Origin of the sequence: Sphingomonas sp. EC-HK361 (genome assembly GCF_902498785.1) — a bacterium.
GTDB lineage: Bacteria > Pseudomonadota > Alphaproteobacteria > Sphingomonadales > Sphingomonadaceae > Sphingomonas.
Genome location: NZ_LR701494.1, coordinates 1,260,312 through 1,273,199 on the forward strand (window position 1 = coordinate 1,260,312; position 12,888 = coordinate 1,273,199).

The 12,888-nt window shown below is 69.0% G+C and carries 14 protein-coding genes; 3 read left to right on the plus strand and 11 right to left on the minus strand.

Annotation, left to right across the window (positions count from 1 at the left end):
* Positions 1-411, minus strand: a complete 411-nt coding sequence (locus tag BOS5A_RS13430; RefSeq protein WP_151955579.1) for a TadE/TadG family type IV pilus assembly protein — start codon at positions 409-411, stop codon at positions 1-3.
* A 144-nt stretch (positions 412-555) separates the two neighbouring features.
* Positions 556-1,281: a GcrA family cell cycle regulator gene (locus BOS5A_RS13435; RefSeq protein WP_151955580.1), complete on the minus strand. Its 726-nt coding sequence runs from the start codon at positions 1,279-1,281 to the stop codon at positions 556-558.
* Between the two features lie 64 nt (positions 1,282-1,345).
* Between BOS5A_RS13435 and BOS5A_RS13440 the strand changes: the two genes are divergently transcribed.
* Positions 1,346-2,197 (plus strand): ABC transporter permease, encoded by an 852-nt coding sequence (locus BOS5A_RS13440; RefSeq protein ID WP_151955581.1) that lies wholly within the window; start codon positions 1,346-1,348, stop codon positions 2,195-2,197.
* On the plus strand, positions 2,197-3,474 hold the full coding sequence (locus tag BOS5A_RS13445) for a serine hydrolase (protein ID WP_151955582.1): 1,278 nt from the start codon (positions 2,197-2,199) through the stop codon (positions 3,472-3,474). Before BOS5A_RS13440 ends, BOS5A_RS13445 begins: the two co-directional genes overlap by 1 nt.
* On the opposite strand, the gene BOS5A_RS13450 is transcribed toward BOS5A_RS13445, so the two are convergent.
* The 4 genes from BOS5A_RS13450 to BOS5A_RS13465 form a co-directional block, all read right to left on the minus strand.
* Positions 3,425-4,003, minus strand: coding sequence for a GNAT family N-acetyltransferase (locus BOS5A_RS13450; RefSeq protein ID WP_151955583.1), 579 nt, complete (start codon positions 4,001-4,003; stop codon positions 3,425-3,427). The genes BOS5A_RS13445 and BOS5A_RS13450 overlap by 50 nt on opposite strands.
* Positions 4,004-4,014: 11 nt before the next feature.
* A complete protein-coding gene (locus BOS5A_RS13455; protein ID WP_151955584.1) occupies positions 4,015-4,806 on the minus strand; it encodes a LysR family transcriptional regulator in 792 nt (263 codons plus the stop codon).
* A gap of 112 nt (positions 4,807-4,918) precedes the next feature.
* On the minus strand, positions 4,919-5,317 hold the full coding sequence (gene apaG, locus BOS5A_RS13460) for a Co2+/Mg2+ efflux protein ApaG (protein WP_151955585.1): 399 nt from the start codon (positions 5,315-5,317) through the stop codon (positions 4,919-4,921).
* Entirely contained in the window at positions 5,314-6,522 is a 1,209-nt protein-coding gene (locus BOS5A_RS13465; protein ID WP_151955586.1) for a trans-sulfuration enzyme family protein, read from the minus strand. The genes apaG and BOS5A_RS13465 overlap by 4 nt, the downstream gene beginning before the upstream one ends.
* A gap of 75 nt (positions 6,523-6,597) precedes the next feature.
* Here BOS5A_RS13465 and BOS5A_RS13470 point away from each other — a divergent pair, with 75 nt between their 5' ends.
* A complete protein-coding gene (locus BOS5A_RS13470; protein ID WP_234419331.1) occupies positions 6,598-7,851 on the plus strand; it encodes a phospholipid carrier-dependent glycosyltransferase in 1,254 nt (417 codons plus the stop codon).
* 131 nt (positions 7,852-7,982) lie between these two features.
* On the opposite strand, the gene BOS5A_RS13475 is transcribed toward BOS5A_RS13470, so the two are convergent.
* The 5 genes from BOS5A_RS13475 to BOS5A_RS13495 form a co-directional block, all read right to left on the minus strand.
* A complete protein-coding gene (locus BOS5A_RS13475; RefSeq protein WP_442800530.1) occupies positions 7,983-9,074 on the minus strand; it encodes a glycosyltransferase family 2 protein in 1,092 nt (363 codons plus the stop codon).
* Between the two features lie 5 nt (positions 9,075-9,079).
* Positions 9,080-10,132, minus strand: coding sequence for a 3-isopropylmalate dehydrogenase (gene leuB / locus BOS5A_RS13480; protein ID WP_151955588.1), 1,053 nt, complete (start codon positions 10,130-10,132; stop codon positions 9,080-9,082).
* A 46-nt stretch (positions 10,133-10,178) separates the two neighbouring features.
* On the minus strand, positions 10,179-10,910 hold the full coding sequence (gene recO, locus BOS5A_RS13485; RefSeq protein WP_151955589.1) for a DNA repair protein RecO: 732 nt from the start codon (positions 10,908-10,910) through the stop codon (positions 10,179-10,181).
* A gap of 81 nt (positions 10,911-10,991) precedes the next feature.
* Entirely contained in the window at positions 10,992-11,885 is an 894-nt protein-coding gene (locus BOS5A_RS13490; RefSeq protein WP_234419332.1) for a GNAT family N-acetyltransferase, read from the minus strand.
* The gene (locus tag BOS5A_RS13495) at positions 11,882-12,835 is read right to left on the minus strand and encodes a polysaccharide deacetylase (RefSeq protein ID WP_151955590.1); all 954 of its coding nucleotides are present in this window, start codon (positions 12,833-12,835) and stop codon (positions 11,882-11,884) included. Before BOS5A_RS13495 ends, BOS5A_RS13490 begins: the two co-directional genes overlap by 4 nt.
* Positions 12,836-12,888: the final 53 nt, after the last annotated feature.

Consider the following 12,888-nt stretch of genomic DNA (forward strand, 5'->3'; position numbering starts at 1 on the left):
TCATCCCTCCCCGCCCGGCCGCATCACCGCGCGGCGATCGATCGTTGACGGCGGCATCGGCAGCCATGTCATGCGCATCAGCGGCATCGTGCTCGCATCGATCCGCACGCGCACCGTCACGAGCTGCGCGGCCTCGGTCACGTCGGTGACGACCGCATAGCGACCGAATTCGGGCAGCGCGGTCAGCTCGCGCGTCACGCTCGCCCTCGCCAGCGTCTGGCGTTCCGCGTCCGAAAGCCCCGCGACCGTCGCGCGTGCGGCGTCGTTTGCGAGTTGCTGCGCGCTGTGGGCGAGCAGGAAATACTGGCCGTAGCCGAGCATCCCCAGAAGGACGAGCGCGAGCAGCGGGAACAGCAGCGCGAATTCGATGACGGCAGTGCCGCGTCGATCGTGCGGCAGGCGGGGCAGCATGGCGGAACTCCTTCGCCGCGCAGGCTAAGCCCGGCGACCGTTCCACCGCGCGCACGAAAAACGGCGCGAACCTGCGTGATTCACGCCGTTTTCTGTCGATTCCCCGCCCGGATTAACCCCGAAACGGAGCGCAATTACGCAAAATCAGCGCGCCCGCGGGCCACCAAAGGGGATCGGCGGCGCGCGCCGGTCCCGCCGCGGCAGCTGCGCCTGATAGGCATGGCCGCAATGATCGACGCAGTACGGGAAGCCCGGATTCACCTTTTCGCCGCAGAAATGGAAATCGGGCTCGCCGGGGTGGCCGAGCGGCCACTTGCAGATCCGGTCGTTGAGATCGAGCAGCGAAGTCTTGTCCGCCATCTCCGGCGACGGCTTGGCAGGGACCAGACGCCGCGGCGGCGCGGGCGTGCTCGGCGGCTGCTGTTCGCCCGGCGACTGGCGCAGGAACCCGCCCGGCCCGATCGAGCGCAGGATCGGCTGCTGCTTGACCGGCGGCATGCCGTCCGCAGCGGAAGCAGGAGGCGCAGGGGCGGCCGGAACCGCGGCGCGCGGCTCGGGGCGCGGCAGCGGCGCCTTCGCGGCGGGCGGGGCGACCGGTATGGGCTTGGCGACCGGCGCCGTAACGCGCGCCGGCGCGGCGGGTGCCGCAGGCTTTTCCGCCACCGGCTTGGCAACTTTCGCGACCGGCGCGGCTTTTTCCGTATCCTTGGGGGTGACGGGCGAGGGGCGCGACTGCAGGCCAAGGCGGTGCGCCTTGCCGATCACCGCGTTACGGCTCACCCCGCCGAGCGCCTCGGCGATCTGCGAGGCGGTCTGGCCCTTTTCCCACATCGTCTTGAGCGTATCGATCCGCTCGTCGGTCCACGACATTCCTGATCCAATCTCTCACGCGCCGCCTTGCGGGGGGCATCGGCAGCGATTACCCGCTCATGCCATGAGCAGCCAGCCCCCAATCGGCGAAATCCATTCGGCAATCCGGTCCGACCCGGGCGTTCCGGTGATCCGGAACGTCAATTGGGGCGGCCTTCGTGCCCTCTATGTGAAGGAGGTGCGGCGTTTCTTCAAGGTCCAGCTCCAGACGGTGTGGGCGCCGGCGATCACGACGCTGATGTATCTGGTCATCTTCACCGTCGCGCTCGGCGCACGCAGCGCGGTGCATGTCGGCGGTCAGGCCGTCGCGTTCGCCGATTTCGTGGCCCCCGGGCTGATCGTGATGGGGATGCTCAACAACGCGTTCGCCAATGCCAGCTTCTCGCTGCTGGTCGGCAAGATCCAGGGCACGATCGTCGATTACCTGATGCCCCCTCTCTCCACGGCCGAGCTGCTCGCGGCGCTTGTCGGCGGCGCAGTGACGCGAGCGTTCTGCGTCGGCGGCGCGGTGTGGCTGGCGATGGCGATCTGGCCCGGCGTCCATGTGACGCCCGCGCATCTGGGGGCGATCCTCTGGTTCGGATTGCTCGGCTCGGTCTTCCTCGCGCTGATCGGCGTGCTGACCTCGATCTGGGCGGAGAAGTTCGATCATGCCGCCGCGGTCACCAATTTCGTCGTCGCGCCGCTGACGCTGCTCTCGGGCACCTTCTATTCTGTCGACAAGCTCGCCCCCGCCTTCCGCGCGATCAGCCATGCGAACCCGTTTTTCTACATCATCTCGGGCTTTCGCTACGGGTTTCTCGGCATCGCCGATTCGCCGGTGCTGGTGGGCAGCATCGCGATCCTCGGTGCTGATATCGTCCTCGCGCTCGTCTGCTACACGCTGCTCAGGCGCGGCTGGAAGCTGAAGAGCTGATGCAGCGCCTGTTGCTCGCGCTGGCTGCGATCGCGGCGTTGCTCGCGGGCGTGCCGGCGTCGGCACAGGTGCCCGCGGCCGACCCGTCGCTGACCCGCGCGATCGACGGGCTTGTCGCGGTGATGGACGGGGGCGGCGATTACGACGGCTATTTCGCGCCCGGCTTCAAGGCACAGGTTTCGCGCGCGCAGATCGATTCGGTCGCCGCGCAACTGAAGGCGCAGCTCGGCGCCCCCAAGACGGCAACCGCGATCCGCCCGACCACACCCTTCGCCGCCGATCTGACGCTGACCTACGAACGCGGCAGCGCCGCGATCCGGATCGCGGTCGATTCCGCCGAGCCGCACGCCGTCATCGGGCTGCTCGTCACCGGCACGACGCTTGCGGGCGACAGCGTCGACGGGCTGGTCGCCGACTTCAGGGCGCTGCCGGGGGCGGCGGGGTTCGGACTCTACACGCTTGGCGGCGCCGCGCCGAAACCCGTGGTCGAATGGCGCGGCGATGAATCTGCACCGATCGGGTCCGCCTTCAAGCTGTGGGTGCTTGCCGAAGCATCCGCGCAGGTGAAGGCGGGCAAGCGTCGCTGGAGCGACGTCATCCCGCTTGGGCCCCCTTCGCTGCCGTCGGGCATCACGCAGAGCTGGCCGGCCGCGACGCCGATGACGCTGCAGAGCCTCGCCACGCTCATGATATCGATCAGCGACAATACCGCCGCCGATACGTTGCTGATCGCGCTTGGCCGCGATGCGGTGGGCGCGCGGGCCACAGCGCTGGGCGCTGCGCCCGCGAGCCTGCCGATGCTCACCACGCGCGAGCTGTTCTACCTGAAGGCGCACCCGCCGCTCGCCGCGGAATGGGCGAAAGCGGATGCGCGTCAGCGCGCCGCGATGCTGAAGCGCGAGGCGGACGCGATCGCCACCGCGAAGCTCGACGCGTCGGCGTTCGGCGGAATGCCGATCGCGCCCGATACGGTCGAATGGTTCGCAAGTCCCGCCGAAATGGCGCGAGCGCTGGATGCGCTGCGGGGCGGTGACGCCGCCACCCGCGCCATCCTCGCGGCCAATCCCGGCACCGATGCTGCGACTGCGGCGCGCTTCGCCTATGTCGGGTTCAAGGGCGGTTCGGAGCCCGGCGTCGTCACGCTCAATTATCTGGTGCGCACGAAATCTGGCGTATGGCGCGCGGTCGTCGGCAACTGGCACCGGACCGACGCGGACATCCCCGTCCTCACCTTCGCGTCGCTGATGAACCGGGCGCTCGCGCTGGCGGCCGATTGACCCATTCGTCGCGCAACAGCCCGAAGATCAGGCTGTCGCGCACCCCGATATGCGTTTCCCATTCGCCGCGCAGCAGCCCCTCGCGCTGAAAGCCGAGCGATTCCATCAGGTGGATCGATGCGGCATTGTCGGGATCGACATCGCCGTAGATGCGCCGGTGCCCTTCCGCGACCAGCGTGTCGATCAGCGCGGCGACCGCTTCGCGCGCATAGCCATGCCCCCAATAGGCGCGCACCAGCAGGTAGCCGATCTCCGCCACGCCCGATCGTCGCGTTACCGCCGCAACCGTTCCGATCGCGCGGTCGTCCCCCTTCAGCGTGATCGACCAGCCCCGCCAGTCGCCGTCATCGGCGTGCGGCGTCAGATAGGCGCGCGTCTCGCCGAGCGTCGCATGCGGCGCGCTGGACCAATACCGCATCAGGTCCTCGTCCTGATAGGCGGCGTGGAGCGCCTCCGCATCGTCCATCCGCTGGGTGCGCATGCGGAGCCGCGCGCTGTCGAACCCGACCGTTGTGTTCGCGCCGATCATCGCGGCCGCGCCTACCGCGTGAGGGCGTCGACGAGCGCCCTGACCTTCGCCTGGCGCCATTGCGGAAGCGGCGCGACGATCCAGTAGCCGCGTGGTGATGGCGCGGGATCGCCGACCACCCGCACCCGCCCTTCCGCGATATCGCGCGCGGCGAGCAGTTCCGGCACCACCGCGCGGCCAAGCCCCTGCGCGACCGCGTCGATCGCGAGACCGGCATCGCCGACGCGCACGAGCGGCGTTCCCTCACCCGGGGTCGCGCCGGGCCATGCGATCAGCGTCGCAGCGTCGCGGTCTGCGGGCGCGATCGTGACCATTCCGTCCGATTCGAGCGATTCGCCCTCATGCTCGCCCGGCCCGTCGCCCCAGCGCACCGCGAGATCGAGATTGGCTTCGGTGAAGTCGAGCGCCTCGTCCGCCACGATCAGCGCGAACCGCATCTCTCCATCCGCGCGCGCGATCTCGGCGAGGCGCGGCATGAGCCATTTCTCGGTCAGGTCGCGCGGCGCCGCGATCGTCAGCGACTTGGACGACTGCCCCGCCTGCATCGCGCGCACCGCGTCCTCGAACTGGAGAAAGCCCGCGCGCAGCGCCTCCAGCCCGGCTTCGCCTTCGGGCGTCAGCTCCAGCCCGCGCGTCGTCCGGCGGAACAGGACGACGCCGAGCGTGTCCTCGAGCGCGCGGATCTGCTGGCCCACCGCAGCGGGCGTCACGGCCAGCTCGTCCGCCGCGCGCGTGAACGACAGATGCCGCGCCGCCGCGTCGAGCACGCGCAAGCCGTTCAGGGGAAGGTGAGTGCGCTTCATTGTGTCGCCCTCACCCTTCCCACCCGGCTGCGCCGGGCGGGCCCCTTCCCTCTCCCAGCGGGAGAGGGAGGGAGCGGCGAAGCCGCGGAAGGGTGAGGGCGACCCGCGCCCCTCACCCCGTCACCGCCGGCGCCAGCAGCGCGAATTTGGGGATGACCGCGTCGAAGGTCGCGCCATCCTGCGCGATCATCTGATAGCTGCCGTGCATCGATCCGGTCGGCGTCGCGAGCGGGCAGCCCGAAACGTAATCATAGCTCGCACCCGGCGCGATCAGCGGCTGTTCGCCGACCACCCCCTCGCCCTCGACCATATGGCGCGCGCCGCGGCCGTCGGTGATGACCCAGTGGCGGGTGAGCAGCTGCACCGCCTCGGCCCCGTCATTCTCGATCCGGACGTGATACGCCCAGAACCACCGCCCGCGCGCCGGTTCGGACTGTTCGGGCAGGTAGCTGACCGACACGCGCACCGTCACGTCCCGCGTCGTCTCCGAGAGCGGGAACAGCGCCTTCACAGCCCGACCTTCCCCAGCGCCTGATCGAGGTCGGCGATCACGTCCGCCGGGTCTTCCAGGCCAACATTGATGCGCAGCATCCCCTCGTCGATCCCCATCTCGCGCCGCACCTCTTCGCTGACGCCGGCATGCGTGGTCGAGGCGGGGTGGGTCATCAGCGAGCGCGAATCGCCGATGTTGTTCGAGATATCGATGAGCTCCAGCGCGTCGAGCAGCCCATGCGCCTGTTCGCGCCCGCCATCGAGATGGACCGCGAAGATCGCGCCCGCCGCGTCCATCTGCGCCATAGCGAGCGCGTGCTGCGGGTGGCTGGCAAGGCCCGGATGCAGGATGCGCGGCACGCGGCCTTCGAGGAAACGGCCAACCTGGAGCGCGTTCTCCGACTGGCGGCGAATGCGCAGGTCGAGCGTCTCCAGCCCCTTGAGCACGACCCACGCGTTGAACGCGCTGAGCGTCGGCCCGGTGTTGCGGGTGAAGGGCAGCAGCGTGTTGTCGATGAAGTCCTTCGTCCCGCACACCGCGCCCGCGAGCACGCGCCCCTGCCCGTCCATCATCTTCGTCGCGGAATAGGCGGTCACATCCGCGCCGAACTCCATCGGTCGCTGGAGCGCCGGCGTCGCGAAGGCGTTGTCGACGACGCTCGTGATCCCGCGTTCGCGCGCGATCGCGCACACCGCCTTCAGGTCGACGATATCCATCGTCGGGTTGGCGGGGGTCTCGAAGAAGAACACCTTCGTCTCCGGCCGCGCTGCATCCTCGAACGCCTGCGCATCGCGCGCATCGACGATCGTCACGCCGATCCCGAATTTGGGGAGCAGCGTATCCGTGAGCCAGCGGCACGACCCGAACGCCGCGCGCCCGGCGACGACATGATCGCCGGTCTGCAGCTGGCACAGCAGCACCGCGGTCATCGCCGCCATGCCCGATGCCATCGTCCGGCAAGCCTCGGCGCCCTCCAGCAACGCGATCCGCTGCTCCAGCATCTCGACCGTCGGGTTCTGGAGGCGGCTATAGGTCATGCCGACCTGCTCGCCCGCGAACCGCGCCGCGGCGTCGCCCGCGCAGTCATAGGCATAGCCCGACGTCAGAAAGATCGCCTCGGACGTCTCGCCGAACTCCGACCGCGCCGTCCCGCCGCGGATCGCGCGCGTCGCCGGGCGCCAGCTCTGGGTGATCGACGGGTCCTGTCCAGTGCGGCGTTTCATGGGTTGCGCATGTGCCGGTTGCGACCGCGCGTTACAAGCCCCGGTCCGTCCGATGCGCGCGCACGGTTACCGCGCTTGAGGGTCCTCGCAGAAGCAGGCATGCCGCTGCCGATGCTTCGTCGCCCCGCGCCCGTCGCGATCCTGATCGCCTTGGTGGCGGAGGCACTGTTCCTCGTCCGCCTATCGGTGCCGCACAAGCTCGTCTTCGATGAAGTCCACTACGTTCCCGCGGCCCGCACGCTGCTGGCGCTGGCCGGGCCGGCCAATATCGAGCATCCGCTGCTTGCCAAGGCCTTCATCGCGCTCGGCATCCGGCTGTTCGGCGACACGCCCTATGGCTGGCGGGTCTTCTCGACGCTCGCCGCGGTCGTCGTCGTGCTGTCGGTATTCTCGCTCGCGTGGAGCTTCACCCGCGCGCTGCGGCCGTCGGCGGTCGCGGCCATCCTCGTCGTCCTCAACTTCACGCTCTTCGTCCAGGCGCGGATCGCGATGCTCGACGGCTATATGGCCGCGTTCACGCTCGCCGGGCTTGCGATGCTGGCACACGCGATGCGTGCGCGCGGACGCGGCTGGTGGGTCGGCGGCGCGGCGATGCTCGGGCTCGCGGTGGCATGCAAATGGACCGCCGCGCCCTATGTCGCCTTCGTCGCCGCGGCGTTCGTCTGGGCCAAGCGCGAGGATGGCGCGCGATGGCGCGATATCGGCATGATCGAGGGCATCGCGCTGCTCGGCGCCGTGTCAATCGCCGTCTATTTCGTCACTTTCGCGCCCGCCTTCTTCTACGCCGACGAGCCGATGACGCTCGCGCGCCTGCTGCCCTTTCAGTGGGAGATGTATCAGCGCCAGACGCAGGTGCTGCCGGCGCACACCTATCAGTCGCCATGGTGGGGCTGGCCGCTGCCGCTGCGCCCGATCTGGTATCTCTACGAGCCCGCTGACGACGCGATGCGCGGTATATTGCTGATCGGCAATCCGGCGGTGATGTGGGCAGGCGTCGCCGCGGTTCTCGCCTGCCTGTGGGGCTGGGTGAAGACGGGCGCGCCGCGGCTGATCGCGGTGGCGGGACTGTGGCTGTGCGCATGGCTGATCTGGGCGGTGATCCCGAAATCGCTCGGCTTCTATTACTATTATTATCTGCCGAGCCTCGTCCTGCCCGTCGTCATCGCCGTCGCGCTCGATCACTGGCGCGGCGCGACCCGGCATTGGGATGCGGCGATCGTCGCGCTTTCGGCGGCGCTCTTCGTCTATTTCCTGCCGATCCTCTCCGCCTGGGCGCTCCCCGATCCCGGCGCCTTTCACCGCTGGACCTGGCTCAGAAGCTGGATTTGAAACACGCAAATCCTCCCCTGAAAGGGGAGGTGGCAGCGCGGAGCGCTGACGGAGGGGTATCGCCCTCTCGATAGCGCGACACCCCTCCACCTGCTTCGCATGGCCCCCCCTTCCAGAGGAGGATTTGGAGTTCAGTAGCGACCCCAGGTGAATTTGGACGACAGCGCGTAGTTCCACACCGCGCCGATGAGCACGCCGACGAGAGCCGACGTGGCCCAGGCCCCGTCGCGCACGTCGTGGAGGAACCCAGCCACGCCCACATTCGCGACCGCGCCGACCGAGCAGACGACGCAGAAGGACACCCAGCCGTCGAGCATCTGGCGCCACCCCTTCAACCGCCGGTCGCGATAGGTCAGCGCGTTGTTCAGGAAGAAGTTGAAGGTCATCGCGGCGACGGTCGCCAGAATCTGGCCGAGCAGGAAGCTTGCACCCAGCCCGAGGTAGAAGAGCGACAACACTCCCATGTGCAACCCAGTGCCGATGACGCCGATCGCGGAGAACATCGCGAAACGCACCGGCACGACGCGCCCGAACTTTCGGTCGTAGAGCGCGATCAGATACTCCATCGCGACGACGTGATCGAGCTTGCTCTCGCCCTCGGTCCGCACGCGGAAGGTGTAGGGCAGTTCCGTGAAGCCGAGCGGGCGCGGGCTCGCGGTCATGATGTCGAGCAGGATTTTGAAGCCGATGCCGGCGAGATGCGGAACAAGGCCGCGCAGCACATCGCTGCGGATCATGAAGAAGCCGCTCATCGGGTCGCTGAGATCGGCCTTGAGCACCCGCCGCGACAGGTTGGTCGCGAACGCCGATTTGGCGACACGGTCGCGGTCCCACTCGCCCGTGCCGCCGCCCTCGACGAAGCGCGATCCGACGACGAGGTCGATCGCCGGATCACCCTGCAGCGCGGCGACCATCTTGGGCAGGATCGTCTCGTCATGCTGCAGGTCGCCGTCGATGACCGCGACCAGCGGCGCAGCGGTCGCACACATCCCCTCGATGCACGCGGTCGACAGCCCGCGCCGGCCGATCCGCTGGATGACCCGCACGCGCCGGTCGACGCGCCCGATCTCGCGCGCGGCCTGCGCGGTGCCGTCCGGGCTGTCGTCATCGACGAAGATCGCTTCCCAGGCGAGTCCGGCGAGCGCCTGGTCGAGCTTGGCGACGAGCGTCGGCACGTTCGCCTTTTCGTTGAAGGTCGGGATGACGACCGCGACGTCGAGCAGCTGGGTCACAGCGCCGCCACGATCGCATCGCCCATCGCGCCCGTCGCGCAATCCCCGCCGAGATCGGCGGTGCGCTTGCCCTGCGCCAGCACGGCAGCGACCGCACGCTCGATCCGGTCGGCCGGTTCGCTCATCCCGAAGGAATGGCGCAGCATCATCGCCGCCGACAGGATCGCCGCGCACGGATTGGCCTTGCCGGCCCCCGCGATATCGGGCGCGGATCCGTGGATCGGTTCATACAGACCCTTGCCATGCTGATCGAGCGAGGCCGACGGCAGCATCCCGATCGACCCAACGCACATCGATGCCTGGTCGGACAGGATGTCGCCAAAGAGGTTGCCGGTGACGATGACGTCGAAATTCTGTGGCGCGCGCACCAGCTGCATCGCGGCATTATCGACGTACATGTGCGCGAGTTCGACCTCGGGAAAGTCGCGCGCCACCTCCTCGACGATCTCGCGCCACAGCTGCGAGGTTTCGAGGACGTTCGCCTTGTCCACCGAAACGAGCCGCCGCTTGCGCTTCATCGCGGTCTCGAAGCCGACCCGCGCGATCCGCGCGACCTCGACCTCGTCATAGCGCATCAGGTCATGCCCTTCGCGCAGACCCGTATGGGTGATGCCACGCCCCTTGTCGCCGAAATAGACGTCGCCGGTCAGCTCGCGCACGATGACGAGATCGATCGCGCGCGCGATCTCGGGGCGGAGCGCGGACGCATCCTCCAGCCCTGGAAAAAGCCGTGCCGGGCGCAGATTGGCGAACAGCGCCAGCGATTTGCGCAGCCCGAGGATCGCCTGTTCGGGGCGCAGCGCGCGCTCCAGCCCGTCGAAATCGGGATCGCCGACCGCCCCGAACAGGATCGCATCGGCCCGCCGCGCAAGCGACAGCGTCTCCGGCGGCAGCGGATGCCCCGCCGCGCGGTATGCCGCACCACCGACGGGCGCTTCCTCGAACGCAAGCCCGAGCCCCAGCGCCTCCAGCACCCGCCGCGCCTGTGCGGTCACTTCCGGCCCGATCCCGTCCCCCGGCAGAATCGCGATCAGCGGCGCGTGCGTCATCCCCACTCCCCAAAACCCACACGCCGCCATGCCGAGCGCGCGCGCGTCACGCAACCGCCCTTTTCAGCCGCTCGACGAGCCGCTCGCGCGACGCCAGCACCTCGGCACGGCGATCGATGAGGATATCGCGCGCGAGGAAATGCCCGGTGATGGCGAGTCCCGCGAGCACATCGCCCCAGTCCGCCTGCCCGCCCTGGGTCAGAAACGGCGGCAGCGGCAGCAACCGCGCCTCGTAGCCCGCAGCCGCACCGCGCGAGACGGCGCCGCCGCTTTTCGGGCTGACGAAGGCGAGGTCGTCAGCCGCGCCAGTCGCCACGCACGCCGACAGATCGAGACCGAAGCCCATCTCGGCAAGCAGCAGCAATTCATAGCGTGCGAGGCTTCCCGCCCAGCCCCAGGCCGCCGGCGCCGCTTCGATCGCATCCAGCACACCCTCCAGCGCCGCATGGAGCCGCGGATAGGGTTGGCCCTCCGGCAGGGCGCTCGCGGTCAGCGTCGTCAGCCAGTCGAACGCCGCCGCCGGCAACGGCTCGCCGTGGAGCGCGGCGCGGCTGTGAATGAGTTCGACGGTCAGCGCCGCAAGCTGCTCCTCGGTGCGCGCGCGCCAATCCCCCAGCACGGTGTTCGCCGGCTGGAGGATCGGCCGCAGCCGCCGCGACCGGCCACCGCGAACATATCCCGCCTGCACCCCCGCCTCCGCAGTCAGCGCCCGCACGATCGCGCCATGCTCGCCATGCGCACGGATCGACAGGACGATGGCGGAGGCTGCGAGATGCATAACGTCCTATTACCGGTCAGCAGACGGGACGCGAAGTGCTCTGCGGGCAACGATGTGCTCCCGCGAAGGCGGGGATACGGCTCAGCGGCGCACCCGCTTCGCCAGGCAGTTCAGCGCCGGCATCTCGCTCCAGCGCTTGGCCATCGCCATCAAGGCGTCGAAGCCGCCGATCGCTGCTACCGTCGCCCGGTTCACCACCGTCGGGCGCAGCAGCAGCACATCGCAGCACGCGACCCCGCCGGTCGCAAAGCCGCGCTTGTGCTGCCCTTCACCTTCGGTGAAATCGAACGCCGCGAAGCGATCCCCGAACAGATCGCCCAGCGCGCGCTCCATCAGGACCGTTCCCGGCGACAAGGCGCCATAGGCCGGATCATGCCCGACGAAATCGTAGCGCAGTGTCGTGCCGACCGCCTGACAGCACAAATACGCGATCGGCGCATCGTCCAGAAACAACAGCCAGGCGCGCACCTCGTCCGCCGCCGCTCGCGCGATCAGCTTGCCGGGATCGGCCGGCAGCCCCGAGTCCAGCAATCGCTCCTGATAGGTCGTTGCCGACACCGCGCGGGCCAACAGATGGAAGGCGGCGACTTCCTCTGCCGCGCGGTACCCGCGGATATCGAGCGTGCCGCCATTCGCCTGCGCAAGTTTCTTCGCCTTGCGTTTCAGCGTCGATCGCATCTGGCCGGAAAGCGCTGCCCGCCACGCACCCTCCCCCACAGCCAGATCGACGAAATAGCGCGTGTAGTGCTGCCGCACGAAAGTGATCATGCCGCGACGCGCGAGCGCCGGCAGCAGCGCTCCGGGGAGCGAAGTCACGAGATAGCCGTGCGCGCGCTCCTCGAGCGGCGGCAGGGCGGGGTCCGCGGACGCGAGCACATCGGTCAGCGCATAGGCCACACGAACGAGCCGCCGCGGAATCGCCACCAGCGTGCGCGCGCCGACCTGGAATTTCAGCGGGATGGCCGCCGCGCTCACGCCGCGCGCTCCTCCACCATGTTCGACCAGAGCTGCTCCGCCTGCCGCCAGCGCAACCGCAGGATGGATGGGCCGAGCGGCGCGTCGTCGCGGCCGAGCTGCAGCCGCGGCTCGTCGGCGAAGTGCATCGTCGGCAGCATCTCGCGCATCTCGCCCAGCATCGCGCACAACGCCTCGAACCGGCGGACATGCACCGCGTTCGCGCGCGTGCCGGCACGGTTGGCGAGTTCGAAGCTGTGGCCGACGATCGTCACTACGCCATGCTCATAGGCGACCGCATGTTCCAGCGCGGCGCGCATCTCGCCGCTCGACAGGGCGCAGATCTGGAAATTGCGCAGATGCCCCGGCTGGTCCTCGATGGTCGTCACGGGCACCTCGATGAGTCCGCAATGCCGCACCGGGGCGATCTGGCGCTGGGGAAGCGCGATCGCGCTGGGCCAGGGGTGACCGGCACCGTTGTGGCTGCTGTCGTAGCGCAGGCCGAGATCGGCGAGGGCGGCGAGCGTGTCGTCATTGGCGGAATAGCTGCCCGCCCGAAACGCGACGGGTCGCGGCGCACCGGCGGCGACCAGAAGGTCGATCGCACCCGCCAGCAGATCGCGCTGTTCGTCGCAGGCGAAGTCGATCAGCTCGAACCGGCCATGCGCCGCCCGGTCGTCCGCCTTCGCCCCGGCCCACTGCGCGTGCAGGTGAAGCTGGACGTCCTGCCCCGCCTCGAGGATCGCGCCGACGATCCGGCGGAAGGGATCGAGCCCGTAGATGAGCGCCGGCATCGGATCGACGAAGAACACTGCGCGCAGTGCATGGCGCGCCAGCGTCTCGAGCTGCCAGGCAAGTCCCACGCCGGCCGGTTCCAGCGACAGCGCGTGGATCGCCGACACATCGTTGCCGGCGCTATGGTGGCGCCACGCGAATTCGGTATCGATGGTCAGGAAGACTGGGGTCGGCATGCCCCCCATCTAGGCCGGCGTGGTGAAGAATTGGCAAAGCCCGATAAGGGCTG